Consider the following 26,019-nt stretch of genomic DNA (forward strand, 5'->3'; position numbering starts at 1 on the left):
TCATAGTGAATGGCACCTTTGCGTGGAGTGACCCCGGTACGGCTGATGCGGATCAGCCCGCGTGGTCGCCAGATCATCATCAACACCATCAGGATGCCGAACAGCAGCACGCGATATTCAGCGAAGCCGCGCAGCAGTTCCGGGGCGACGGTCAGCACGAAGGCTGCGATCACCACGCCGATGGTCGAGCCCATGCCGCCGAGGACGACGATGGCCAGGATCAGTGCCGATTCGAAGAAAGTGAACGAGGTCGGGTTAACGAAACCTTGATAGGTGGCGAAAAACACACCGGCCAGACCTGCCGTCGACGCGCCAATGGTGAACGCCGATAGCTTGACCAGCACGTGGTTGAGGCCCATCGAACGGCAGGCGATTTCGTCTTCACGCAAGGCTTCCCAGGCACGGCCGACCGGCATCTTCACCAAACGGTGTTTGATGTACAGCACAGCCAATACCACGAGGAACAACACCGCGTAGATGAAGTAGTACTTCACGTCCGGGTTGTAGGCGATGCCGAAGAACTCATGGAACGGCACCCCGCCATCCTTCGCCCGTTTGCCGAACTCCAGACCGAAGAACGTCGGCAGTGGCGCCGGCATGCCGTTCGGGCCGCCAGTCAGCGACAACCAGTTGTTAAGGATCAGGCGAATGATTTCACCGAAGCCCAGAGTCACGATCGCCAGATAGTCGCCGTGCAGGCGCAGTACCGGAAAACCGAGGATGCAGCCGGCAAGGCCCGCAGTGATCGCCGCCAGCGGCAGCACCGTCCAGAAGCCCAGACCGAGGTACTGATAACCGAGCGCCAGACCGTAGGCGCCGATGGCATAAAACGCCACGTAACCGAGGTCGAGCAGACCGGCCAGACCGACCACGATGTTCAGCCCCAACCCCAGCAGCACGTAGATCAACCCGAGGATGACCACGCCCAGCAAATAGGAGTTGGAAACAAACGGCACGATGACGGCCAGCACAATCAGCAGCGGGATGATCCAGCGCAGGCTCGATTTGTGATCGGCCGGCAGCACATGCACACCCGACCCGGTGCTCTCGAAGCTGTCGAGAATTTTCAGGCCTTTGGGGGTTTGCAAGAACAGGCTGAGGGCAAACCGGCCGATCATGACAACGCCAATGATCCACGCCACACGGGTCGATTCGAGGTTGAAGCTGTAACCGTCGAGGACGACGCCGACAATCGGCCCGAATACGATCAGGGCAATGAGGCCGGCAAGAACCGCCTCAACCAGACTTTTTTTGATATCGATGGTTTTTTTAGTGGTTGAAGACATCGCTTACACCTTCGACACAAGAGGACGGCCCAACAGGCCCTGCGGCCGGAAGACCAGAACAAGTACGAGCAGCGAGAAGCTGAACACGTCTTTGTAGTCGGAGTTGACCAGGCCGGAGAACAGCGACTCGGAAATCCCGAGAATGATCCCGCCGAGCATCGCACCGGGCAGAGAGCCGATACCGCCGAGCACCGCAGCAGTGAATGCCTTGATGCCGATGATGAAGCCGGCATAGAAGTCGAACGTGCCGTAGTTCATGGTGATCAACACACCGGCCAATGCCGCCATGGCTGCACCGATGATGAACACGTAAGAGATCACGCGGTCGGTGTTGATCCCCAGAATCGAGGCCATTTTGCGGTCTTGCTGAGTGGCACGGCACATGCGCCCGAGCTTGGTGTACTTGATGATGTAGGTCAGTACGCCCATGCCGACGAACGCGGCCACCAGAATGAAGACTTTGGTGTAAGTCAGTTGCACGAAACCGGTGCCGATGTCGACACGCCACGCGCCAGTCAGCAAGGTTGGCACGCCTTGTTGTTTCGCGCCTTGAGCGATCTGTGCGTAGTTTTGCAGAATCAGGGAGATACCGATGGCGCTGATCAGCGGTGCCAGTCGGGTGGAGTTGCGCAGGGGTTTGTAAGCGACTCGCTCAATGACCCAGCCATACACCGCCGTGACGACGATGGTGAAGATCAGTGTGCCGAGCATCAGCAGCGGGAAAGATTCGATACCGAAGTACGCCAGCAGAGCCAGACTGATTGCCGCCAGGTAAGCAGAAATCATGTAAACCTCGCCGTGGGCGAAGTTGATCATGCCGATGATGCCGTAGACCATTGTGTAGCCGATGGCGATCAGGCCATAGACCGACCCGAGGGTCAGACCGTTGACCAGTTGCTGCAGGAAAATACCATCCATAACGCAATCTCACGCAGTGAGAACCTGCACGCCTGTGGACGTGCGGCTCTTCTAGGGAAAATACAGATTTACGTCGGAGCAATGTCAGCCACGATCAGCCTATCGCCACCACCTCCTGTGGGAGCGGGCTTGCTCGCGAATGCGGTGTATCAGCTACCGTTGATGGTGACTGACACCCCGCATTCGCGAGCAAGCCCGCTCCCACAGGGGTTTGTGGCGTTCAGCTAATCGCGTCAGCCCTTACTTCTGTTTTTCCAACTGGTGATATTTGCCGTCCTTGTCCCACTGGTAAACCACGTAGTCGGAGACTTTCAGGTCGCCCTTCGAGTCCCAGGCTTTTTCGCCCATGACGGTTTTCACCGGGTTTTTCTTCAGCCAGGCAGCCGCTTCTTCGCCCTTGTTGGACTTGGCGCCGTTGAAGGCTGCGGCCAGGGTTTGTACCGAAGCGTAGGCGTACAGGGTGTAGCCCTCAGGCTCGGTGCCGGCCTTGCGGAACGCGTCTACCACTGCCTTGCTCTCTGGCAGCATGCGTGGGTCGGCACCGAAGGTCATCAGCACGCCATCCACGAATTGCGGGCCACCCGCGGTGGTTACCAGTTCATCGGTCACAATGCCGTCATCGGACATGAACTTGACGTCTTTCAGGCCTTGCTCACGCAATTGACGAACCAGCGGACCGGCTTCCGGGTGCAGACCACCGAAGTAGACGACATCGGCGCCAGCGCCACGGATTTTGGTGACGATGGTGCTGAAGTCTTTTTCGCCACGGGTCAGGCCTTCATACAACACTGGCGTCACGCCACGCTTGACCAGTTGGGCCTTGGTGGCATCCGCCAGGCCTTGGCCGTAGGTGTCTTTGTCGTGCAACACAACGACTTTTTTACCCTTGAGCACATCGACGATGTAGTCGCCGGCAACGATACCTTGCTGGTCGTCACGCCCGCACATACGGAACATGGCGCTGAGGCCGCGCTCGGTCACTTGCGGGTTGGTGGAACCCGGGGTGATCGCGATTACGCCGGCTTCGTCGTAGATTTCCGAGGCTGGAATGGTGGAAGACGAGCAGAAGTGGCCGACCACGCCAGCGACTTTCTGATTGACCAGATCCTTGGCGACCGTTACCGCTTGTTTCGGTTCACAGGCGTCATCGCCTTTGACCAGAACGATTTTTTCCCCGTTGACGCCACCTGCCGCGTTGACCGAATCGGCCGCCGCTTGTGCACCCTTCATGTACTGCTCGCCAAATGCCGCGTTGGCGCCCGTCATTGGACCCGCTACACCGATTTTGATATCAGCCTGAGCAAACGCAGAAACACCCAACGCAGTAGCCACTGCGAGGGCCAGAAAGCCTTTCTTGTAAAACGTCTGGGACATGAGGTGGTGCTCCAAGGTTTTTTTTAGTTGGCACTGCGACTTCACTTCACTGAATGCGCAGAGCAAGGGCCGTGCCATCGGTTTTTTATTCTTCAAAAAGTCGCTGCTTTCTTGTTATTTCGACTGTTTCGTTCCCATTTTCATTGGGCGTGCAACCGTCTAAACCGCGGAAGGTGAAACCATTTATTTTTTCAGGCGCAACCCGCATGCGCCATCAGTGCAACCGCGGCACAAAACGACGTGCAACCAGCCTGTAACAGCGCGCGTCACCGAACTGCACACTGCTGGTGCGGGACTGCTACAACCCGCACCATTACAGGCTAGTCGCTGCATCGAAAAGCGCCGCTTCCGGCAACATAATTCAACACTCAAATCACGATGCGCAGGCACTGGCCCGCGTGATACAGCGAGAACCCGGCCTCGTACAGGCAACTGCGCAAGCCCACGCCCGCCAAGGGCTGCATCGGTGCAAAGGGTATTGGCAGGGCCTCGGCATTGCCGTTGCACAAGTAATCGGCGAAGGCTTTGCCGACCACCGTGCCAGTGGTGACGCCACGGCCGTTATAGCCCGTGACAGCGACCAGACCCGGTGCCGGCTCAAACAGACGCATCAGATGATCGGGCGTAAACGCGATGCGCCCGGTCCAGGTGCATTCCCATTCGACGGGTTTCAGTTGCGGGAAGTAATGCTGCTGCACCCGATCGGCCCAGGCCTTGAGAAACCAGGCCGGTTTTTGATTACCGTTGCCGAGACTGCCGAGCAATAGCCGCCCTTCTTTATCGCGGCGGATGCTGCTCAACACCTGGCGGGTATCCCACGAGCCTTGCCCACCCGGAAGAATCTCCTGCGCAGCGTCTTCGGTCAGCGGCACCGAAGCGACCTGATAGTAATAACCGGGGAAGAAATTGCGTTTGAGTTCCGTCCAGTCGCCCTCGGTGTAGGCGTTGGAGGCGATGACCACTTGTTCGGCGAGCACCGAACCGTGCTCGGTTTGCACCGACCATTTCGCGCCCTGACGCTCGAGTCGAGTGACCGGTGAATGGTCGAACATCTGCCCGCCGAGGCCGAGCACCGCGTTCGCCAGCCCGGTGACATAAGCCATCGGATTGAGCGTGCCGGCGCGACGATCGAGCAACGCGGCGGCGATTTTTTGCGTCCCGGTGGCTTGTTCGCAAGCCTTGCCGGTGAGTAGCTCGACCGGTGCGCCGCGACGTTTCCATTGTTGCTCGCGACTGCGTAGATCGGCCTCGCCCTTGGCGTTATGCGCCATGTGCAGCGTGCCTTCGCGGCGCAATTGGCAATCGATGTTGTACTTGTCCACAAGGCTGAACACCAGCGCGGGCGCGGCGCCGAGCATGCGATTGAGCTGACTGCCGACCGCTTCGCCGAAACCGGCTTCGATCTCGTCCGGTGGAATCCACATGCCGGCGTTGACCAATCCGACGTTGCGCCCGGAACCGCCGTGGCCAGCGCGATGCGCTTCCAGCACGCAGACGCTTTTGCCTTGTTCCAACAGATGCAGCGCCGCCGACAACCCGGTAAACCCGGCGCCGATCACGCAGACATCGACTTTGACTTCACCCTTGAGCGCGGAGTTATCCGGCCTTTGCGGCGTGAGTTTTTCCCACAGACATTCTTCGCGTAACGGCATTGCCAGACTCCAACAGAAACCTGCCAAACACACAATTCAATGTAGGAGCGAAGCTATCTGTGACGAAAACCTGTGGCGAGGGGATTTATCCCCGTTCGGCTGCGAAGCAGTCGTCGCTTTTAGATTTTCAGGGCCGCTGCGCAGCCCAACGGGGATAAATCCCCTCGCCACAAAGGTTCACTCCTACAGGGGAGATTTCATCAATCAGTCGAAGGTAATGCCCTGCGCCAGCGGCAACTCCAGCGAATAATTCACGGTGTTGGTCTGCCGGCGCATGTACCCGCGCCAGGCATCCGAACCCGATTCACGACCACCGCCGGTCTCCTTCTCACCACCAAACGCACCACCAATCTCCGCACCGCTCGGGCCGATGTTGACGTTGGCGATCCCGCAATCACTGCCCACCGCCGACATGAATTGCTCAGCCTCACGCACATCAGTGGTGAAGATGCACGACGATAACCCTTGCGGCACCGCGTTGTTCAGGCGCAGTGCTTCCTGGAAATCTTTGTAACCAACCACGTACAGAATTGGCGCGAAGGTTTCGCTGCACACCACATCGCTCTGCTCCGGCATTTCAACAATCGCCGGCGACACGTAGTAAGCATTCGGGAACTGATCTTCCAATTGGCGCTTGCCGCCAAACACCCGACCGCCCTCGCTCAACGCCTGCTCCAGCGCGTCCTGCATGTTTTCGAAACTGTGCTTGTCGATCAGCGGGCCGACCAGATTGCCTTCCAGCGGATGGCCGATGCGCACCTTCGAGTACGCGGCTTTCAGGCGGGTGACGATTTCTTCTTTGACCGACTCATGGGCGATCAAGCGACGCAGCGTGGTGCAGCGCTGGCCGGCGGTACCGACGGCGCTGAACAGAATCGCGCGCACCGCCATGTCGAGATCGGCGCTTGGGCCGAGGATCATCGCGTTGTTGCCGCCCAACTCCAGAATGCTGCGGGCAAAACGCGCGGCGACTTTCGGCGCCACTTCGCGGCCCATGCGCGTGCTGCCGGTGGCGCTGATCAGGGCGACACGCGGGTCATCGACCAACGCTTCGCCGGCATCGCGACCACCGATGATCACTTGGCAAAGATTCGCCGGTGCATCGGTAAAATTCTTCACCACACGGTCGAACAGCGCTTGGCAGGCCAGTGCGGTCAGCGGGGTTTTCTCCGAAGGCTTCCACACCACCGGGTTGCCGCAGACCAGCGCCAGCGTGGTGTTCCACGCCCACACCGCCACCGGGAAGTTGAACGCGCTGATCACACCGACCACGCCCAGCGGATGCCAGGTTTCACGCATGTGGTGGCCCGGACGCTCGGAAGCGATGGTCAAGCCGTACAACTGACGGGACAGGCCGACGGCGAAATCGCAGATGTCGATCATCTCCTGCACTTCACCCAAACCTTCCTGAGTGATCTTGCCCGCCTCCCACGAAACCAGTTCGCCGAGGTCAGCCTTGTATTCACGCAACACTTCGCCGAACTGACGTACCAGCTCGCCGCGACGCGGAGCCGGAATCTTGCGCCACTGCTCGAACGCATGATCTGCGCGACTGATGTGCTGCTCGACTTCGGCCGGGCCTTCCCAGTTCACGGCGGCGATGCGACTGCCATCGATCGGCGAATGCACCGGCACTTTGCCGTTCTGATAAAGGGCCGGGTTCACACCAAGACGATCAAGCAATGCGGCAACCATGGGTCACTCCTCAAGCAAAAAACTGAATGTGTGCGGTCGCCATTTCACGACCGGGCAGGCCATTAGTTGTAGCTTCACAATGGCGAGGCAACAAACGACCTTTACGCGAGATATCATTCCGTTTATTCATGCTGAGCATAGAAAGACAAGAAAAGGATCGGCCATGCTGAACAAACGCCACTTGCCCTCGATCACCGCCCTGCAATGCTTCGAGGCCGTGACCCGGCACCTGAGCTTCACCCGCGCCGCCGAGGAACTGAACCTGACCCAGAGTGCGGTGAGCAAGCAGGTCGCGCAGCTTGAGGAGTTGTTACAACACTTGTTGTTCCTCCGCGTGCGCCGACGTTTGCAGATGACCCCGGCCGGGGATTTGTACTTGGTGGAAGTACGAAAAATCCTCACGCAGGTGGAGATGTCGACGCATTACCTGCGTTCCTACGGCGGCGAGACCGAAGTCCTACGCGTATCGACCCCGTCGACCTTCGGCGCGCGTTGGCTGGTGCCGCGCCTGAAAGGCTGGCGTTTGCGCCATCCGTCAATTCATCTGGATTTGTGCAACGAGCAAGAGGCCGATGATTTGCTGCAAGGGCGCAGTGATCTGGCTTTCTATTACGGTCAAGGCTCGCGACCGGGCACTGAATGCCTGAAGTTGTTCAGCGAAGAACTGGTGCCGGTGTGCGCTCCGAGCAGCCTGCCGGATACGCCGTTCACTGATCCGACGCAACTCACCGATCTGGTCTTGCTGCAAAACGCCTCGCGCCCACAGGCGTGGCACGACTGGTTCGACAGTCAGGGCTACCAGACCGAACACAGCTATCACGGCCCACGTTTTGAAACCTTTTATATGTGCATTCGCGCCGCCCAAGTGGGATGCGGTGTGGCGCTGTTGCCAAGGTTTCTGGTGGAAGAGGAATTGGCCGACGGCAAACTGGTCATTCCCTGGCAGCATGCGATGCCGAGCACTGACGCCTATTACCTCGCGTACCCGGAGCATGCGGCGGAAGTGCCCAAGGTGCGGGATTTCGTCAAATGGATGCTCGAACAGATCGACTATCCCCTGTAGGAGCTGCCGAAGGCTGCGATCTTTTGATCTTCAAAACCAACATCAAAAGATCGCAGCCTGCGGCAGTTCCTACGAAAATTTGTCATACGATCACAAACAGGCCATCCACAACCTGAGCCTGGGCGAGACGCGCACGCAGATCGGCATCAATGGCGCAATCATCAGGGTTGTACAACCGGACACGACGATAGGCTGCGGCCCGATCAATTTCCTGTCCCAGATATTCCCAGACCACCCTTGAACAGGAAGGCGCGCGATGATCAGCAGCCGAAACGCCAAGCTTCAATCCATTTAACCGTGTAATACAGCTTTTGAAACTTGGGATGAGAATAGTTTGACTGATTTCGTTTGAAGTCAGCGATTCATAATCTACGAAAAAAAGGCGATCTCGCAGGTAATAAGCAACACCTTTATATCGATATCGTTCAAACCCACCTTCTACCCCAGACATCTGTAACTGCTCATTTCGTTCATACACTATGTCATCGCCTTCTTCCCGCACATGCACAAGTGAACACAGAATGGAACCCGGCTCAGTCATCGCATGGTAGTACTCGTGGTAATACCCCGTGTGAGCCTTCAGTTCTGGTGAGGATTGTTTGCGCAGGTGTTTCAAAACTCTTTGTGACACTGTTTCTTCATCGAAGAGCCTGGCTTTGCTGGTTTTTACGCCAATCAATGCAATGAACTGCTCGCTTGGCAGGCGCATTTCAAACTCTTCCACACCAAAAAAATCGCAAATCCGCTTGAGGTTAAAAGGTGCGGGCATACTATTCCCACAAAGATACTTATTAAATTGCCCACGATTAATACGAACCTTCCTACAGACCTCTGCGACAGATCTGTAGTGACTACACAGAAACCTCAAGTTTGCGGAAAAAAATTCACACATAAATCACTCAGCAAGAAACCTAGGAGAACTCACCATAGCAGCAACCAGCATCACATTTGAGCAACTTGCGAAATTGCATCGGATGAAATATGGCTGGATATTACGACTCCTGAAAGGCTTCAGGACTGGCGACACCATTAATTCGCCAGCACTAACAAAGCAAGGAGCTTGGAATGCTAGACATCATCAACGACTTTCTCTCAGGCAAGGTATTAATACCTTTAGTGCTTGGCCTGGGAAGCTACTTCACTGTCCGATCCGGATTTGTTCAGTTGAGGTATTTCCCCCATATGTTTGGCGTATTACTCGGCAGTTGGCGCGGCAACAGCCATCACTTGAGTTCATTTCAGGCGCTTATGCTCAGCCTTGCCGGGCGAGTCGGCACGGGAAATATCGTCGGTGTCGGGATCGCGGTAAGCATGGGCGGGCCCGGCGCAGTGTTCTGGATGTGGATGACTGCTCTTCTGGGTATGTCGAGCAGTTTCTTCGAATGTACGCTGGGACAACTCTATAAGCGTAGCGATGGCAAAGGCCTCTACCGAGGGGGCCCGTCCTGGTACATCCAGCACGGTCTGGACAAGCGCTGGCTCGGCATGATCGCAGCCGTACTATTGCTGGTGACTTTTGGGTTTGCGATCAACGGCCTCGAATCGCATGCGGTATCGCATTCACTAAAAGATGCGTTTGGCGTGGCGCCGATCTGGTCAGGGCTCGGACTTGCGCTGTTGCTGGGGGTCGTTTTCATTGGCGGGATAAAGCGCATAGCGGCAGTTGCTGACCTTCTGGTACCTATTAAAGTTCTCGCCTACATTGGCGTGACAGCCTACGTGATTGTTCTACAGTTCGACCAGGTTCCGGCGATGCTCATGACCATTATCAACAGCGCGTTCGGTCTGGATCAGGCCTTTGGCGGGCTGGTGGGCAGCGCAATCATCATGGGGGTGAGACGCGGAGTGTTCTCCAACGAGGCAGGACTGGGAAGCGCTCCAAATGTCGCATCAGTAGCGAAGATCGGCCACCCGGTTGCACAAGGCGTCGTGCAAGCCCTGAGTGTCTTCATCGATACATTCATAATCTGCACCTGTACCGCGCTACTGATTTTGCTGTCGGGTTTCTACACACCAGGATTTGAAGGTGACGGGATTGCGCTGGCACAAAATTCGCTCGCCGCCGTCGTTGGGGAATGGGGACGGATGTTTATCAGCGTCGTGCTTGCGCTCTTCGTATTCACGGCGATGCTTTACAACTATTACCTGGGAGAAAACAGCTTGCGGTTCATCTTGGGTGAGCCTCGAAAGACGCTGCTCTTGTACCGTGCGCTGGTATTGATTTTAGTGTACTGGGGCTCCGTCGAAGACCTGTCCACTGTTCTGGCGTTTGCAGACATCACTATGACACTGCTCGCGCTTGTAAACCTGGTAGCAATGTTCTTGCTCTTCAACATCAGCATGCGTGTTGTGCGCGACTACGACGAACAACGCCGTGCCGGAGTCAAGAAGCCCATTTTCGACTCAAGTAAATTCCCGGATCTGGATATCGATCTTTTGGCCTGGCCGCCGGGATATAGCTGCCCAGACATAAATACTCATAGCGAGAACGTTATTTCTTCGAGCACCAGCAAACAGACTGCCAAACGTTAAACAGAACATGCAAAGTCATTAAATCAATTAATGGCTTTGCAGCCACTACATCAAAACCACCTAAAAATAAACCCTCAAGAACCCTGCTTTCTTCGAGCCGTCACGCCCGGAACAAACAGAAGGAGTTTATCCCATGAATCGCTTTTACCCCCTCAAAGCCAATGCAACTGATACGCCGACATACTTCATAGACTCACATGCCACACCCAATCAGTTATTTGAAGATGCCTGTTTCAGAATCCGCGCTTCCGCAGGTCTTTTGGAGGCCTTCACATTAGTCACCCTCAAGGGCACCAACGATTCTGATTTTTATAAACTAATACTTCCAGCGTACGTGCTACTTCAGGACGGCGTCGACACACTGGAACAGATCACCTTCAAAGGAGGCGTCATTCATGTATAAAATCGTAACCCAAGAAATGCTCAGGGCTGCTTTGGTTAAAGCAGTTGAAATCAATCTGATACCTAAACACTCCCTGCTGGCCGATTATTTAAAAAGCGGGGCACAACTCGAACAAGTCATTCAAGCTGCACTTGAGGCGCAACCGAAAATAGCTAAATTTTGTGGACTGAGATGCATGACCTCAGAGGATCTTTCACCCGAGAGCAAAAAAGCGCTGGCAATCCCCACCACTGATATGCGCCACTAGCGCCATTGATTTTTACCGCGCCACAGCGCGGCGCACCTGGAGACCGTTTATGAGCGAGAGTGTGTTTGCCGATCGCATCGTGCAGAACCTGCTCGACACCGACTTCTACAAACTGACGATGATGCAGGCGGTGCTGCACAACTACCCCAACGTTGAAGTCGAATGGGAATTCCGATGCCGCAACAGCGAGGATCTGCGCCCGTACCTGGCCGAGATCCGCTATCAGATCGAGCGCCTGGCCGAACTGAGCCTGAGCGCCGATCAACTGAATTTCCTTGAGCGTATCTCTTTCCTGAAACCGGATTTTCTGCGATTCCTCGGTCTGTTCCGCTTCAACCTGCGCTACGTGCACACCGGCATCGAGAACGGCGAGCTGTTCATCCGCCTGCGCGGACCGTGGCTGCATGTGATCCTCTACGAAGTGCCGCTGCTGGCGATCGTCAGCGAAGTGCGCAACCGCTATCGCTACCGCGAAACCGTGCTCGAACAGGCCCGCGAGCAGCTCTACCGCAAATTCGATTGGCTGACCGCCAACGCCTCGGCCGACGAATTGTCGCAACTGCAAGTAGCCGATTTCGGCACCCGCCGCCGGTTTTCTTACCGTGTGCAGGAAGAAGTGGTGAACGTGCTCAAGCACGATTTCCCCGGGCGTTTCGTCGGCACCAGCAACGTGCATCTTTCGCGTGAACTGGACATGAAACCGCTGGGCACCATGGCCCACGAATGGATCATGGCCCACCAGCAACTCGGCCCACGGTTGATCGACAGCCAGATCGCCGCGCTCGACTGTTGGGTGCGTGAGTACCGGGGTTTGCTGGGCATCGCCCTCACCGACTGCATTACCACCGATGCGTTTCTCGGCGATTTCGATCTGTTCTTCGCCAAGCTGTTCGACGGTTTACGCCACGACTCCGGGGATCCGGTGGTGTGGGGCGAAAAATGCATCGCGCATTACCACAAGCTCGGCATCGACCCGATGAGCAAGACGCTGGTGTTCTCCGACAGCCTGACCTTGCCCAAGTCGCTGGAGATCTTCCGCGCGCTGCACGGCCGGATCAACGTCAGCTTCGGCATTGGCACTAACCTCACCTGTGACATTCCGGGTGTCGAACCGATGAGCATCGTGCTTAAAATGACTGCCTGCAACGGCCAACCGGTGGCGAAGATCTCCGACGAGCCAGGCAAGTCCCACTGCAAAGACCCGAATTTCGTCGCCTACTTGCGACACGTGTTCCAGGTTCCTGCCGATTCCAGTTCATCTAGCAAGGAGTGAATTCATGCAAGCCGTACAGCGTGAGATTGCTGAACAGCTCAAAGTGCAACCGCCGTTCGCCGACTACAAAGCCCTGCAGGCCGAAGTCGCCCGGCGCATCGCCTTTATTCAGGATTGTCTGGTCAATTCCGGGCTCAAGACGCTAGTGCTCGGCATCAGCGGCGGCGTCGATTCGCTGACCGCAGGCCTGTTGGCCCAGCGCGCGATGCGTGAGCTGCGCGACCAGACCGGCGACGACAGCTACAAATTCATCGCCGTGCGCCTGCCGTACGAAACCCAGTTCGACGAGCACGACGCCCAGGCCTCGGTGGATTTCATCGCCCCGGACGAACGCCACACCGTCAACATCGGCCCGGCCGTGAAGTCGCTGGCCAGCGAAGTCGCCGCGTTCGAAGGCAAACACGCCGTGTCGGTGGACTTCGTGCTCGGCAACACCAAGGCGCGGATGCGCATGGTCGCTCAATACACCATCGCCGGCGCAGCGCACGGCCTGGTGATCGGCACTGACCACGCGGCGGAAGCGGTGATGGGCTTCTTCACCAAATTTGGCGACGGCGCCTGCGATCTGGCCCCGCTGAGCGGTCTGGTGAAAAATCAGGTGCGCGCGATTGCCCGCAGCTTCGGCGCGCCGGAATCGCTGGTCGAGAAAGTCCCAACGGCGGATCTTGAAGATTTGTCGCCGGGCAAACCGGACGAAGCGTCGCATGGCGTGACGTATGCCGAGATTGATGCGTTCCTGCACGGCGAGCCGGTGCGCGAGGAAGCCTTCAAAATCATCGTCGACACCTACAACAAAACCCATCACAAGCGTGTGATGCCATTCGCCCCATAAGTCGCGGCGGAGCCTGTAGGAGCTGTCGAGTGAAACGAGGCTGCGATCTTTTGATCCTGATCTTCAAAACCAGATCAAAAGATCGCAGCCTTCGGCAGCTCCTACAGAAAGCAAAAAGCGTCCCAAGGGACGCTTTTTTATTGGCCGGGTAACCGTCTGTTGAACTCAGAAAGCGACAACTCGAACAATCCAAGGGGCGGACACTCGATTCTCATAAGTCCTGATCCTGAAGGTATGAACCTTCTTTGCCAAATCATGAGCCGTCACTATGAAAACTCCATTTGAGTCTGCCTGGATTGAAGCCACGTCATTGTCGTAGTCAGCGAGAAACCCTTTTTCATTCGGATTTGCCGTGCCAACAAATGTCACCGTCGTAGCCTTTGTTTTTTCGTGGTTTCCGAGCAGTTTGAAATTTGAATCGATGACGAACTGGATCGCAAGCGGAGCTGACTCTTTGACCTCGGTAACCCAAGGTCGGGATAAAATTCCGTCAGGCCCAAGCACGGTAAACTGGTGAAGCCCTGTCACCAGGTCCTGAACCAAGGCGCTCCAATGGCGATTACCGTCGACATTGAGCGTTTGAAGATAATTCCCGTTATCGTAGAGTTTCACTTTCGTGTGGCTCACCCCAAAGCCGACGAAGTTCAACTCGGTATCCCATGTGAACCCGCCTCTTTCGATTAGATTGCCATTGCTGTCGTTAACCGAATCAATGTCTGCTTCCGTGGCCTTGCCGATGAAAACACGCCAGACATCCGACTTATGACCATCCATCGTTTGAACGGTATATGCATGCTCACCCGAAGTTTCGTTGGGCAAAAAGGCACTGAAATGTCCGTTTTCGTCGACCCATACAGCGGGGTGCGTCCCAACTCCATGGTCGAGTATTTGCGCGTACTGGCTTGGTTGAGCCGATCCAACGAAAGACAAATCAGAATTATCGGTTACGCCACCATTGTCGATGGGCTCGCCCTTACCATTGGTGATGCTTTCAATTCGAGTCGAGCTCACTTTCGCGATTTTATCCAGCGAGCTAATCAAAGTACGCGGGTCAGGCAATCTCTCTTGATCGGTCATACGAAAACTCCTTTTTCGGAATGGATGCGCCCGGTGATGCGAGTGCGTACCCATCAGACTCAGGATCAAGATTTGTGTCTACTGTCAGAAATTACAGGTATCGATGCTTTTCCGACCAGTGGGCCATGCTTGATGTTTCACTAAAAACACCCATTCCAGCCACAAAAAAACGCCGCTGCGATAACCTCGCAGCGGCGTTTTTTAAAGTTTAAGCGGCTGATTATTTCAGCGTCACAGTGCCTTTCATCATCGAGATGTGGCCTGGGAACGAGCAGAAGAAGCCGTACTTCTCAGCGGCGTCCAGCTTCGATACGTCGAAGGTCAGCGAATCGGTTTCTTTGGCGCCGATGATTTTGGTGTGGGCGATTACGCGAGCGTCGCCGTCTTTCAGGTAGTTCTTGTCGATGCCGGCGGCCAGACCGTCGGTAGCGATTGGCTGCATGTCAGCTTCTTTGCTGATCACCAGGTTATGGCCCATGACGTTCTTCGGCAGGCTGCCGGAGTGGGTCAGTTCGACGGTGAAGGTTTTGCAGCTCTTGTCGATCACGATTTCCTTGGTGTTGAAGGACATCTGATCGGTGGAGTCAACGGTGGTTTTGCACTCGGCAGCCATCAATTGGCTGCTGGCCAGCGCCAGCAGGGATACCGCAACAACTTTGGAAAACATGGTGAATCTCCAAGGCAGGGTTAACAAAAACACTAATGGTGGAAAGACTGCCTGAAATCTTCGCAAGTTCCTATGACTTGCGTCAAAAATTGTATACAACTTTCAGGCTATGACACTCATCGACACAATCTAACGGCCAGAATTCCCGCCCCGCCCTATGATCGGCGCATCTACTGAAACGGAGTGCCTGTCATGTTCTTTAACGGTCTGTTGTGCAGTTTGCTCGCCGCCTACGCCTGTGGCGCCAGCGGTACCTTTGAAACACCGGAACGCGAAGTTTAGCCCTTGGATCGAGGCGTGCCAGCCATTACCCTGTGTCGGATTGACCCAGGAGAAAAGCATGTCTCTGAAATCCGTTTGTGTGTTTTGCGGTGCCAACGCCGGTACTGATCCGGCTTACACCGAAGCGGCCGTTGCGTTAGGCAGAGCCCTCGCCGAGCGTAAGCTGACGCTGGTTTACGGCGGTGGCGCCGTGGGTTTGATGGGGATTGTCGCCGACGCCGCGCTGGCCGCTGGTGGCGAAGTGATCGGCATCATTCCGCAGAGCCTGATGGACAAGGAAATCGGTCACAAAAGCCTGACTCGCCTGGAAGTGGTCGACGGCATGCACGCGCGCAAGGCGCGGATGGCGGAGCTCAGCGATGCGTTTATCGCCCTGCCCGGCGGCCTCGGCACGCTGGAAGAATTGTTTGAAGTCTGGACCTGGGGCCAGCTCGGCTACCACGGCAAGCCGCTGGGTTTGCTCGAAGTGAACGGTTTTTACAGCAAACTCACTGCTTTTCTTGACCACATCGTCGGCGAAGGCTTCGTTCGCGCGCCACACCGTGACATGCTGCAAGTGAGCGAATCGCCGCAAACGCTGCTCGACGCCCTGGATAACTGGAAGCCGACCATCACGCCAAAGTGGGTCGATCAAAAACCCGGTTAACCCTCGGACGCCGATACAGGGCAGAATACGCGCCGCTCAACCTCACCTTCGACCTAGAGGAACGCCCATGGCCAAACCCAATTACTCCTTCGCCAAACGTCAACGCGACTTGGCAAAGGAACAGAAGAAAGAGGAAAAGCTTCAGCGCAAGAAGCAAACCGCTGAAGAAGCAGCACTGAACCCTGAGGGTGAAGTGGCAACAGAAGATGATGTTGACGCAACCGAAGCACCGAAAGATCAGGCGCCTGACGCCTGAACCCCACCGGGTTTGATGATCGAATCAGGCCCTGCGGATTTGTGACGGGGCTGGCGGTTTCACCGCCGGCCTTCACAACCCAAGCGCTTTACCAATCGAATCGCGATAACCCTTGGGCAGGTTCTCCGGCAACTTTGTCGGTTTGAACAGGCCGATCTCCTTGTGTTCATGACTGATCGTCGGCACGAATCCGCCCAGTAGCTGGCAGCGGTAGGTTGAGATGAATACGTGTTTGCCGGGGATCACCTCGAACAGGTACGAATCCAGCGGCTCACCCACTGACACCTGGACATCCAGTTCTTCGGCAATTTCCCGGGCCAGACATTCGGGTGCGGTTTCGCCCAACTCGATGCGGCCACCGGGCAATTCCCATTCGTCCCGCTCGTTGAGCATCAATACGATCAGACCCTCAGGGGTTTGCAGGACGCCTTTGATGGATGCCGGGAACATCAGAAAATCCTCCTCTGCCAATACAGAACCATTGTGGAAGCGGGCTTGCTCGCGAAGGCGTCAAGTCAGTCTGCTCGTATGTAACTGAGACACCGCTTTCGCGAGCAAGCCCGCTCCCACAGTTTAATTTGCGTTAATCCAGCGGCATTACGGTGACGCGGACTTCCGGGTCGTGGTTGCCGCCGCCGAGGATTACCCCGCGTAGCGGCGAAACATCTGAAAAGTCCCTACCCCAGGCCAGCGTGATGTGCTCCAGCGCCGGCTGCACGTTATTGGTCGGATCGAAATCCACCCAGCCCAGCACCGGGCAAAACACCGACACCCACGCATGCGACGCATCGGCGCCGATCAGGCGTGGCTGCCCCGGTGGCGGCTGAGTCAGCAGATAACCACTGACATAACGCGCCGCCAAACCTCGCGAGCGCACACACGCCAGCATCAAGTGCGCAAAGTCCTGACACACCCCGCGCCGGCGCTCCAGCACTTCTACCAGCGGCGTCGCCACTTGGGTCGCTTCGGCATCGAAGGTGAATTCGCTGAAAATCTTCTGCATCAATGCCTGCACACCGAGCATCAATGGCTGCCCCGCAGGGAAACAACTTTGCGAGAACTCGACGAAGCTGCGCTTCAAATGCACATACGGTGACTGAAAGCGGTATCGACACGCCTCAAGTATCTCGGCGGACAACGGCAGACTGCTGTAGGTCAGCGCATCGCGGGTTTGTTCCCACGCCGGCGACTGCTGGAAATCCAGCGCCGGCCGCGCCAGCACTTCCACCGTCAGCCGCGCGTTGACCTGCAATTCATCATGCGGGCGCTCGAACGCCAGTCGGGTTAGCGGATTACCGAACACATCCAGTTCATCGCGGCGCGCCGTCGGCTCCGGACTGATCAGCAATTTTTGTTCGGTGCAGCGCTGCCAGGCACAATCGCGTGGCCATAGATGTGCCAATTGCTGCGCCAGCGACACCGGGCTGTCGTAGTGGTAACAGGTGTCGTGGAGGATCTGGTAATGCGCGCTCATCAGACGGACACCGTGCGTTGGCTGACATCATCGACGTGAGCGAAATGGCGCAGGGCCAGACGATCCGAGACTTGCCCGCTGGCCTCGGCAATCTCTTGGAGCAGATCCGCCAGACCATTGAGCGCCGCGCGCACGCTGGTGTCACCGAACAGCGGATTTTCCAGACAGCCCAGATCGAAACGCGCCAGCCGCTCGACCAATTGCGGCAGCCCAGCCTCCCGCGGCGCACCGAAATCCTCGTTCAGGCGCTTCAACGTGCGCGTCACCAGTTTCAGCTGGAACAACACCGCGTGCGGGTTCTGCTCATCCAGCAGCAACAGATCCAGCACCGGGATCAATTGCGCCACCGCCAGATACCGTGAGCGATAGGTGATGCTGCTGTTACCCAGTTCCAGTAGCCATTCCAGCCCCGACTGATCGAAAGCGCCGGCGCCGCGCAAAAATGCCGCGAGACTGCTGCTGAGGAATTGCAGACGTTCGATGCGCCGGCCAATCATCAGAAAGCGCCAGCCTTCATCGCGGGTCATGTCGTCGAGGGCAAACCCAGACAGCGCCGCCAGCGACATCACCAGTCGGTTGAGAAAATCCAGCAACTCGCCGAAGTCCGGCTCGTCGGTATCCAGCTCCATCGCTTCGCGCTGCAACTCGACCAGTGCCTGCCAGTTTTCCCGCGAAAGTTTGCCGCGCACCTGCGAAGCCGCCCACTGCAAGCGTTGCAGGTTGGAGCGCAGGCTGAATGACCAATCTTCGCCGAGCAATGCCGCCAAAAGGCGTTCAGGCAATTCGCCTTCGTCCGGCAACAGTGCCAGCCGTTCACCCAGATCGACCGCAGCCTGCAACGCTTGCGGGTCATCACCGTCGACATATCGCGCGAGCATGATGCGCAGCAAGCGCGCACTGTCGTCGCAGCGCTCGCAATAACGGCCGAACCAGAACAGGTTTTCCACCACCCGCGACGGCAAATAGGGATCGCGGCGGACGAGATCGTGCACGCCGACATTGCGCTGAGTTTTCCACTGCTCACCGCTCGGCGCGCGTTCGCCCAACACCCAGGTGTCCTTGCTCGCGCCGCCGCGCTGCATCGACACCACTTCGGCATCGGCCTCGGCGGCCACTCGGGTCAGGCCACCGGGCAGCACGCGATAACCGTCGCGACTGGCCACGGCATACATGCGCATGCCGATAGCCCGGGGTTGCAACTGACCGTTCTCAGCCTGCCAGATAGGCGCGTGGGACAGCTGAGCCAATTCTTGCGCGACGTAGGCGTAAGGGCGCGCCTGCATGCGCTCGGCCAGCGCCTGACGCTGCTTTTCACTCAGATCACGACCAAACACAGGCGCGAAGGTTTGTGATGGGAATGCCGGTTTGATCAACAGTTCCGGAAGTTTCTCCAACGCCTGCGCCAACACCGGCGCCTCGCCACACCACCACGTGGCAATCGATGGCAGGATCAGTTCTTCGCCGAACAGGTATTGATTGATCTTCGGCAGAAACCCCAGCAACCCCGGCGATTCCAGTACGCCGCTACCCAACGCATTAGTCACCAGCACACGGCCCTGACGCACGGCTTCAAGCAGTCCGGGCACGCCGAGTGCCGAGTCCGTGCGCAGCTCCAGCGGGTCGCAGAAATCGTCGTCGAGCCGCCGCATGATCGCGTGTACCCGACGCAGGCCGCTGAGGGTTTTCAGGTAGACCGTGGCATCGCGCACGGTCAGATCGCCGCCCTCGACCAGTGGATAACCGAGCTGGCGAGCCAGGTACAAATGTTCGAAATAGCTTTCGTTGAAACGCCCAGGCGTCAGCAACACGATCAGCGGCGCATCATCGTCGCACGGGGCCTGACGGGCCATGGTTTCCTGCAAGGTGCGGAAAAAACCGGCCAGATGCTGCACCTTCAGGTCGCGGTACAACTCGGGGAAAGCACGGGAAACGATGGTGCGGTTTTCCAGCGCATAACCGGCACCCGATGGCGCCTGAGTACGATCGGCCGTGACCCACCAGCGGCCGTCCGGCGTGCGCGCCAGATCCACCGCGTAGAGATGCAGGAAAGCCCCTTCCGGTGGCGCAATGCCCTGACACGGCCAGAGAAAATTGTTGTGGCCGAAGACCAGTTCCGCCGGCAGCAACCCCTCACTGATCAGCTTTTGTGGGCCATAAAGATCCGCCAGCACCGCATTGAGCAGACGCGCCCGCTGAGCGATCCCCGCCGACAACTGCTGCCATTCATCCGCCGCAATCACATGGGGCAGCAGATCCAGTTCCCACGGCCGATCCGCGCCTTTGGGGTCGGCATAGACGTTATAGGTAACGCCGTTTTCCTGAATCTGCCGCGCCAGCAATGCTTGCCGCTGCAGCAGTTGCGCCGGGCTGCTGCGCTGCAACTGATCGAACAGCCGCTGCCAATGCGGGCGCACCGCTCCACTGCCGTCGAGCAGTTCGTGATAAGTGCCCGCCGTGAGCGGGTAGCAGTCTAGCAGGTCAGGCATGGAAAGCTCGGCAGACAGCAAGGAACGGTCAGACTAACGCAGGCACATGACGCCCGGATATACGAAAAATCTAAGCGTCGCGTACGATTTGGAAACGTCGTAAATCGATTGTCATCGGTAGCTCGTCAGTGATTTCCACCTTCGGTATAGGAAGTTTCCCTGGCGTGTGTCCGACGCGGAAGAATCGCGCCATACGCCGGCTCTCCGCTTCGTTAGCGTTAACCGGCAGCGTCTCGTAATTACGCCCGCCGGGATGCGCGACGTGGTACTGACAACCGCCCAGTGATCGACCCATCCAGGTGTCGAGCAGGTCGAATACCAGCGGTGCATGTACGGGTATCGTCGGTTGCAGGCAGTTGGCCGGTTGCCAGGCGCGGTAACGCACACCGGCGACGAATTCGCCGACGCGCCCGGTCGGGTGCAACGGCACCGCGATGCCATTACAGGTCAGCAGATAACGCTGCGGCGGCAAGCCTTTTACCTTGACCTGCAAACGCTCCAGCGATGAATCGACATAACGCACCGTGCCGCCCGCCGCGCCCTCCTCGCCCAGCACATGCCACGGTTCCAGCGCCTGGCGCAGTTCCAGTTCGATGCCATTGACGGCGTAATCGCTGACCTTGGGAAAACGAAACTCCAGATGCGCCGCGAACCATTCCGCCCGCAGTGGATAACCGGCGTTGTTCAGTTCGACGATGACGTCGGCGAAGTCCTGCTCGATAAAGTGCGGCAACAGGAAGCGATCGTGCAACTCAGTGCCCCAGCGCGCCAGTTTCGTTGGCGCATAAGGTTCGCGCCAGAACCGTGCGACCAGCGCCCGCAGCAATAATTGTTGAGCGAGGCTCATGCGCGCATGCGGCGGCATTTCAAAGGCGCGCAATTCCAGCAAACCGAGACGCCCCGTGGCGCCGTCGGGCGAATACAGTTTGTCGATACAGAATTCGGCACGGTGGGTGTTGCCGGTGACGTCGATCAGCAAGTTGCGCAGCAATCGATCGACCAACCACGGTGCGCATTCCTCGCCCGGCTCCGGCATCTGCGCGAAAGCGATTTCCAGCTCATACAGCGCGTCATTGCGTGCCTCGTCGACGCGCGGCGCCTGTGAGGTCGGGCCGATGAACAATCCGGAAAACAGGTACGACAGCGATGGATGGTTGTGCCAGTAACTGATCAGGCTGCGCAGCAGATCCGGACGTCGTAGAAACGGTGAATCCGCCGGCGTTGCGCCGCCGAGCACAAAGTGATTGCCGCCGCCGGTACCGGTGTGGCGGCCGTCGATCATGAATTTCTCGGTGGTCAGGCGGGTTTGCCGCGCTTCTTCATAGAGGAACTCGGTGCGCTCGACCAACTCGTCCCATGTCGCCGAGGGCTGCACGTTGACCTCGATCACGCCCGGATCGGGGGTGATGCGGAAGTTGCTCAGGCGTTGATCGCTAGGCGGCTCGTAGCCTTCCAGCAATACCGGGCAATGCAGTTCTTCGGCGGTGGCCTCGATCGCTGCAACCAGCTCTAGATAATCCTCGACCCGCTCCAGCGGCGGCATGAACAGGTACAAACGCCCTTCGCGGGCTTCGGCACAGAACGCGGTGCGGGTCAGCCAATCGGCGGATTCGTCGATTTTTGGCGCGCGCTCATCAGACGTCGCCGGTTCGCCGTGAAGGTTGAGTTGGGTGGTTTGCGGCAGCTCGGGGAAATCCTGATTCGGATCCTGAGGATGAATAAACGGATACTCGGCGGCTTTTACCCACGGCTGCGAACCGAGCGGCAGGCGATAACCCAGCGGCGAATCCCCCGGCACCAGACGGCAGTGCTCATCGCGCAGATACCAGCGGCCGCTTTGCCATTGATCGCCCTTGGCTGTGCGCGCCAGAGGCAGCACTTGGCCGATCACCTTGTTCAGACCCTGACTGAAGACCTTGCGCAGGCGTGCGCGCTCCAGCGGCTCCTCCAGACGCGAATCCTCAGCGCTGACGTTGCTCGGCAGCGTGCCCTCGCGCCACAGGTAATAGAAGTTGTCTTCGTAAGCCGGGAACACAAAACGTGTAGGCAATTTCAGGCGTTCGGCGACACTGGCGAGAAAACGCCCGGCCAATTCACCTGTGGCGCCGTAATCCTGCTGCTCGTCAGCGATCAGCGCATCGTTGTGCCAGACAGGCACGCCGTCGCGGCGCCAGTAGCAGTTGAGCGACCAGCGCGGCAGTTGTTCGCCCGGATACCACTTGCCCTGACCGAAATGCACCAGGCCCTTCGGTGCGTAGTGTTTGCGCATGCGCTGGAACAGTTCCGCAGAGAGACGGCGCTTGTCCTCGCCCAATGCGGCGGTGTTCCACTCGGCGCCGTCCGGGTCATCGATGGACACGAAAGTCGGCTCGCCGCCCATGGTCAGGCGCACGTCATCGGCTAACAGATCCGCATCGATCTGCCGGCCCAGCGCTTGAATCGCCAGCCATTGCTCATCGGTGTAAGGCTTGGTGACGCGCGGCGCCTCCCAGATCCGCTCGACCGACATTTCGTGGCTGAACACGCATTCGCAGGGTTCGACCAAGCCACTGATCGGCGCCGCCGAGGACGGATCGGGACTACAGGCCAACGGGATATGCCCTTCACCGGCGAACAACCCTGACGTCGCATCAAGGCCGATCCAGCCGGCGCCCGGCAAATACACTTCGCACCAGGCGTGCAGGTCGGTGAAATCCACTTCAGTGCCGGACGGGCCGTCGAGGCTTTTCACATCGGCGGTCAGTTGAATCAAGTAACCGGAAACAAATCGCGCGGCCAAGCCGAGGTTGCGCAGCAGTTGCACCAGCAACCACGCCGAGTCGCGGCAAGAGCCTGAGGCGTGTTCGAGGGTGTGCTCCGGGGTTTGCACACCCGGTTCCATGCGGATCAGGTAGCCGATGTCTTCGCTGAGGCGCTGGTTGAGTGCGACGAGGAAGTCCACCGCTGGCAGCGGCGTGCGGTCGATGGCGTCCAGATAGGCTTTGAATTTTGGCGTCAGTGGCAGGGTTTCGAGATACGGCGCTAACTCTTTGCGTTCGTCCGGGGCGTAGGCGAAAGGGATTTTCTCGGCGTAGGGCTCAAGGAAAAAATCGAAGGGATTGAACACGGCCATTTCGGCCAGCAGATCGACTTCAATGCGCAACTCATCGGTTTTCTCAGGAAAGACTAGCCGCGCAAGGTAGTTGCCCTGCGGGTCTTGCTGCCAGTTGATGAAGTGCTGCTCGGGCGAGACTTTCAGCGCATACGACAAAATCCGCGTGCGACTGTGGGCAGCCGGGCGCAGGCGAACGATCTGCGGGCCGAGTTCGACAGCGCGGTCGTAGCGGTAATGCGTGACGTGATGCAATGCGACATGAATCGACACGGCGTGCCTCCTGCGAGCCTAAGCGTATTCGAAAGCGCGCAAGACTTATGCCATGCAGAGGCTTGGGCGCTTTCCCGGAATGCTTAGGGCAGTACAGCACCAAAATCGGGCGATGCGGGGAAATGGTTAGGCGAAGTTGCGCCTAAATGTGGCGGGCAGGGGTTGATGAGGTGTCTGAGCTGGCCTCTTCGCGAGCAAGCCCGCTCCCACATTTGGAATGCGCGCCCCTGTGGGAGCGGGCTTGCTCGCGAAGGCGTCAGTAGCTTCAACACATTTCCTTGAACCCTGAAACGCAAAACGCCAACCCGAAGGTTGGCGTTCTGTTCAGCTAAAAAGCAACTTAGCGCGGAACGACCGGCTTGCGGGTCGGTTTCGGCCCTTTGCCTTTCGCGGCGTCTTTACGCTCTTTCGCAGCCTGTTGATTGCGGGCAAATGCCGCAGCCTTGGCCTGCTCTCGCTTGTCCCAAGGATTACCACCATCACTGGCACGCGGTGGCAGACCGGTGTGCTGGGTGAGGATCTTGGTGGTCTTCTCTTTGCCTTCTTTCGCCACTTTATGGCTGCCAGCAGGCGTCGAGTTCTTGCGACGGGCGCTCTGGTAGCTGTCGGTGGTCGGCTGGTGCGTCGGGATCAGTTGATCCTTGCCCGAACCGATCAGGTCGCCGCGACCCATGCGGATCAGCGCTTCACGCAGCATCGGCCAGCCTTTCGGGTCGTGATAACGCAAGAACGCCTTGTGCAGACGACGCTGCTCTTCGCTCTTGACGATATTCACGCCGTCACTCTTGTAAGTGACCTTGCGCAGCGGGTTCTTGCCCGAGTGATACATCGCGGTGGCGGTGGCCATCGGCGACGGGTAGAACGCTTGCACCTGGTCGGCGCGGAAGCCATTGCCCTTGAGCCACAGGGCCAGGTTCATCATGTCTTCGTCGGTGGTGCCCGGGTGGGCGGCGATGAAGTACGGAATCAGGTACTGCTCTTTGCCCGCTTCCTTGGTGTACTTCTCGAACATGCGCTTGAACTTGTCATAGCTGCCAATGCCCGGTTTCATCATCTGGTTGAGCGGACCTTCCTCGGTGTGTTCCGGGGCGATCTTCAGGTAACCGCCGACGTGGTGGGTCACCAGCTCTTTGACGTACTCCGGCGACTCGACCGCGAGGTCATAACGCAGGCCGGAGGCAATCAGGATCTTTTTCACACCCGGCAAGGCACGGGCGCTGCGGTACAGCTGAATCAGCGACGAGTGGTCGGTGTTCAGGTTCGGGCAGATGCCCGGGAATACGCAGGACGGCTTGCGGCACGCGGATTCGATTTCCGGCGTTTTGCAGGCGATGCGGTACATGTTCGCGGTCGGGCCACCGAGGTCGGAGATGACGCCGGTGAAGCCTGGCACCTTGTCGCGGATCTCTTCGATCTCGCGAATGATCGACTCTTCGGAACGGTTCTGGATGATCCGGCCTTCGTGCTCGGTGATCGAGCAGAAGGTGCAGCCACCGAAGCAGCCGCGCATGATGTTCACCGAGAATCGGATCATGTCGTAGGCCGGGATCTTCTCCTTGCCGTACGCCGGGTGCGGAACGCGCGCGTAAGGCATGCCGAACACGTAGTCCATTTCTTCGGTGGTCATCGGAATCGGCGGCGGGTTGAACCAGACGTCGACTTCGCCATGCTTCTGTACCAGCGCGCGGGCGTTGCCCGGGTTGGTTTCAAGGTGCAGCACGCGGTTGGCGTGGGCATAAAGCACCGCATCACCGCGGACTTTTTCCATCGACGGCAGGCGGATCACGGTCTTGTCACGAGTCATGCGCGGGCTGGCCAGAATCTGTACAACCTTGGCTTCCTGCGGATCGTCGACCGGGCCCTTTTCCTGTTCAATGGCGCAGGCCTGGGTGTCCTGGGTATTCACGTACGGGTTGATGATCTTGTCGACCTTGCCCGGACGGTCAATGCGCGTCGAGTCAACTTCGTACCAGCCTTGCGGCGTGTCACGACGAATGAACGCGGTGCCGCGCACGTCGGTGATGTCTTCGATCTTGTGGCCGTAGGACAGACGCTGGGCGACTTCGACAATCGCGCGCTCGGCGTTGCCGTACAGCAGAATGTCGGCGCAGGCGTCGATCAGGATCGAGTTACGCACGCGATCCTGCCAGTAGTCGTAATGGGCGATGCGGCGCAGGGAGGCTTCGATGCCACCGAGAACGATCGGCACATTTTTGTAGGCTTCTTTGCAGCGCTGGCTGTAGACCAGGCTCGCGCGATCCGGACGTTTGCCGGCCATACCGCCCGGGGTATAGGCGTCGTCGGAACGGATTTTCTTGTCGGCGGTGTAGCGGTTGATCATCGAGTCCATGTTGCCCGCTGCAACGCCGAAGAACAGGTTCGGCTCGCCGAGCTTCATGAAGTCGTCTTTGGACTGCCAGTTTGGCTGGGCAATGATCCCGACACGGAAGCCTTGCGACTCCAGCAGCCGGCCAATGATCGCCATGCCGAAC

General features: G+C 58.0%; 21 protein-coding genes. 8 read left to right on the top strand and 13 right to left on the bottom strand.

Translation table 11 applies throughout. The features are described 5' to 3' along the window. The 5 genes from livM to ACIP1X_RS07640 all read right to left on the bottom strand — a co-directional run. A partial coding sequence (gene livM / locus ACIP1X_RS07620; protein ID WP_400750790.1) for a high-affinity branched-chain amino acid ABC transporter permease LivM occupies positions 1-1,286 on the bottom strand: 1,286 nt, incomplete at its 3' end. A 3-nt stretch (positions 1,287-1,289) separates the two neighbouring features. After that, positions 1,290-2,204 (bottom strand): ABC transporter permease subunit, encoded by a 915-nt coding sequence (locus tag ACIP1X_RS07625; protein WP_053116796.1) that lies wholly within the window; start codon positions 2,202-2,204, stop codon positions 1,290-1,292. A gap of 240 nt (positions 2,205-2,444) precedes the next feature. Further along, complete coding sequence (locus ACIP1X_RS07630) at positions 2,445-3,578, bottom strand: ABC transporter substrate-binding protein (protein ID WP_053116795.1); 1,134 nt, start codon at positions 3,576-3,578, stop codon at positions 2,445-2,447. A 368-nt stretch (positions 3,579-3,946) separates the two neighbouring features. Further along, on the bottom strand, positions 3,947-5,230 hold the full coding sequence (locus tag ACIP1X_RS07635; RefSeq protein ID WP_400750793.1) for an NAD(P)/FAD-dependent oxidoreductase: 1,284 nt from the start codon (positions 5,228-5,230) through the stop codon (positions 3,947-3,949). A gap of 204 nt (positions 5,231-5,434) precedes the next feature. Next, positions 5,435-6,925 (bottom strand): aldehyde dehydrogenase family protein, encoded by a 1,491-nt coding sequence (locus ACIP1X_RS07640; RefSeq protein WP_053116793.1) that lies wholly within the window; start codon positions 6,923-6,925, stop codon positions 5,435-5,437. Between the two features lie 163 nt (positions 6,926-7,088). Here ACIP1X_RS07640 and ACIP1X_RS07645 point away from each other — a divergent pair, with 163 nt between their 5' ends. Continuing rightward, positions 7,089-7,988: a LysR family transcriptional regulator gene (locus ACIP1X_RS07645; protein ID WP_400750796.1), complete on the top strand. Its 900-nt coding sequence runs from the start codon at positions 7,089-7,091 to the stop codon at positions 7,986-7,988. Between the two features lie 82 nt (positions 7,989-8,070). On the opposite strand, the gene ACIP1X_RS07650 is transcribed toward ACIP1X_RS07645, so the two are convergent. Beyond that, the gene (locus tag ACIP1X_RS07650) at positions 8,071-8,880 is read right to left on the bottom strand and encodes a helix-turn-helix transcriptional regulator (RefSeq protein ID WP_212544912.1); all 810 of its coding nucleotides are present in this window, start codon (positions 8,878-8,880) and stop codon (positions 8,071-8,073) included. A 173-nt stretch (positions 8,881-9,053) separates the two neighbouring features. Between ACIP1X_RS07650 and ACIP1X_RS07655 the strand changes: the two genes are divergently transcribed. From ACIP1X_RS07655 to nadE, 5 genes are all read left to right on the top strand, one after another. Next, positions 9,054-10,520 (top strand): alanine/glycine:cation symporter family protein, encoded by a 1,467-nt coding sequence (locus ACIP1X_RS07655; protein WP_400750799.1) that lies wholly within the window; start codon positions 9,054-9,056, stop codon positions 10,518-10,520. Between the two features lie 133 nt (positions 10,521-10,653). Continuing rightward, positions 10,654-10,923: a hypothetical protein gene (locus tag ACIP1X_RS07660; protein ID WP_053116789.1), complete on the top strand. Its 270-nt coding sequence runs from the start codon at positions 10,654-10,656 to the stop codon at positions 10,921-10,923. Then, a complete protein-coding gene (locus tag ACIP1X_RS07665; RefSeq protein WP_400750802.1) occupies positions 10,916-11,170 on the top strand; it encodes a hypothetical protein in 255 nt (84 codons plus the stop codon). The genes ACIP1X_RS07660 and ACIP1X_RS07665 overlap by 8 nt, the downstream gene beginning before the upstream one ends. A gap of 49 nt (positions 11,171-11,219) precedes the next feature. After that, on the top strand, positions 11,220-12,443 hold the full coding sequence (pncB, locus tag ACIP1X_RS07670; RefSeq protein WP_053116787.1) for a nicotinate phosphoribosyltransferase: 1,224 nt from the start codon (positions 11,220-11,222) through the stop codon (positions 12,441-12,443). A gap of 4 nt (positions 12,444-12,447) precedes the next feature. Next, positions 12,448-13,275: an ammonia-dependent NAD(+) synthetase gene (nadE, locus tag ACIP1X_RS07675; RefSeq protein ID WP_400750805.1), complete on the top strand. Its 828-nt coding sequence runs from the start codon at positions 12,448-12,450 to the stop codon at positions 13,273-13,275. 165 nt (positions 13,276-13,440) lie between these two features. On the opposite strand, the gene ACIP1X_RS07680 is transcribed toward nadE, so the two are convergent. Together ACIP1X_RS07680 and azu are read right to left on the bottom strand one after the other, a co-directional pair. Continuing rightward, a complete protein-coding gene (locus ACIP1X_RS07680) occupies positions 13,441-14,352 on the bottom strand; it encodes a hypothetical protein (protein ID WP_400750807.1) in 912 nt (303 codons plus the stop codon). A gap of 220 nt (positions 14,353-14,572) precedes the next feature. Then, a complete protein-coding gene (azu, locus tag ACIP1X_RS07685) occupies positions 14,573-15,019 on the bottom strand; it encodes an azurin (RefSeq protein WP_053116784.1) in 447 nt (148 codons plus the stop codon). Positions 15,020-15,359: 340 nt separating this feature from the next. On the opposite strand from azu, the gene ACIP1X_RS07690 reads away from it, so the two are divergent. Together ACIP1X_RS07690 and ACIP1X_RS07695 are read left to right on the top strand one after the other, a co-directional pair. Beyond that, the gene (locus tag ACIP1X_RS07690) at positions 15,360-15,947 is read left to right on the top strand and encodes a TIGR00730 family Rossman fold protein (RefSeq protein ID WP_400750810.1); all 588 of its coding nucleotides are present in this window, start codon (positions 15,360-15,362) and stop codon (positions 15,945-15,947) included. Positions 15,948-16,014: 67 nt separating this feature from the next. Beyond that, positions 16,015-16,203, top strand: coding sequence for a hypothetical protein (locus ACIP1X_RS07695; protein ID WP_158836123.1), 189 nt, complete (start codon positions 16,015-16,017; stop codon positions 16,201-16,203). Positions 16,204-16,275: 72 nt separating this feature from the next. Here ACIP1X_RS07695 and ACIP1X_RS07700 read toward each other — a convergent pair whose 3' ends face one another. The 5 genes from ACIP1X_RS07700 to ACIP1X_RS07720 form a co-directional block, all read right to left on the bottom strand. Continuing rightward, a complete protein-coding gene (locus tag ACIP1X_RS07700; protein WP_400750813.1) occupies positions 16,276-16,653 on the bottom strand; it encodes an NUDIX domain-containing protein in 378 nt (125 codons plus the stop codon). A gap of 133 nt (positions 16,654-16,786) precedes the next feature. Next, positions 16,787-17,677 (bottom strand): transglutaminase N-terminal domain-containing protein, encoded by an 891-nt coding sequence (locus tag ACIP1X_RS07705; protein WP_400750816.1) that lies wholly within the window; start codon positions 17,675-17,677, stop codon positions 16,787-16,789. After that, the gene (locus tag ACIP1X_RS07710; protein ID WP_400750818.1) at positions 17,677-20,163 is read right to left on the bottom strand and encodes a circularly permuted type 2 ATP-grasp protein; all 2,487 of its coding nucleotides are present in this window, start codon (positions 20,161-20,163) and stop codon (positions 17,677-17,679) included. The genes ACIP1X_RS07705 and ACIP1X_RS07710 overlap by 1 nt, the downstream gene beginning before the upstream one ends. Before the next feature lie 70 nt (positions 20,164-20,233). Beyond that, the gene (locus ACIP1X_RS07715; RefSeq protein WP_400750821.1) at positions 20,234-23,527 is read right to left on the bottom strand and encodes a DUF2126 domain-containing protein; all 3,294 of its coding nucleotides are present in this window, start codon (positions 23,525-23,527) and stop codon (positions 20,234-20,236) included. Positions 23,528-23,867: 340 nt separating this feature from the next. Continuing rightward, the coding region (locus ACIP1X_RS07720; protein WP_400750823.1) for a YgiQ family radical SAM protein at positions 23,868-26,019 on the bottom strand (2,152 nt) is incomplete at its 5' end.

It is taken from the genome of Pseudomonas sp. NPDC088885 (assembly GCF_044750025.1).
Classification (GTDB): domain Bacteria; phylum Pseudomonadota; class Gammaproteobacteria; order Pseudomonadales; family Pseudomonadaceae; genus Aquipseudomonas; species Aquipseudomonas rustica.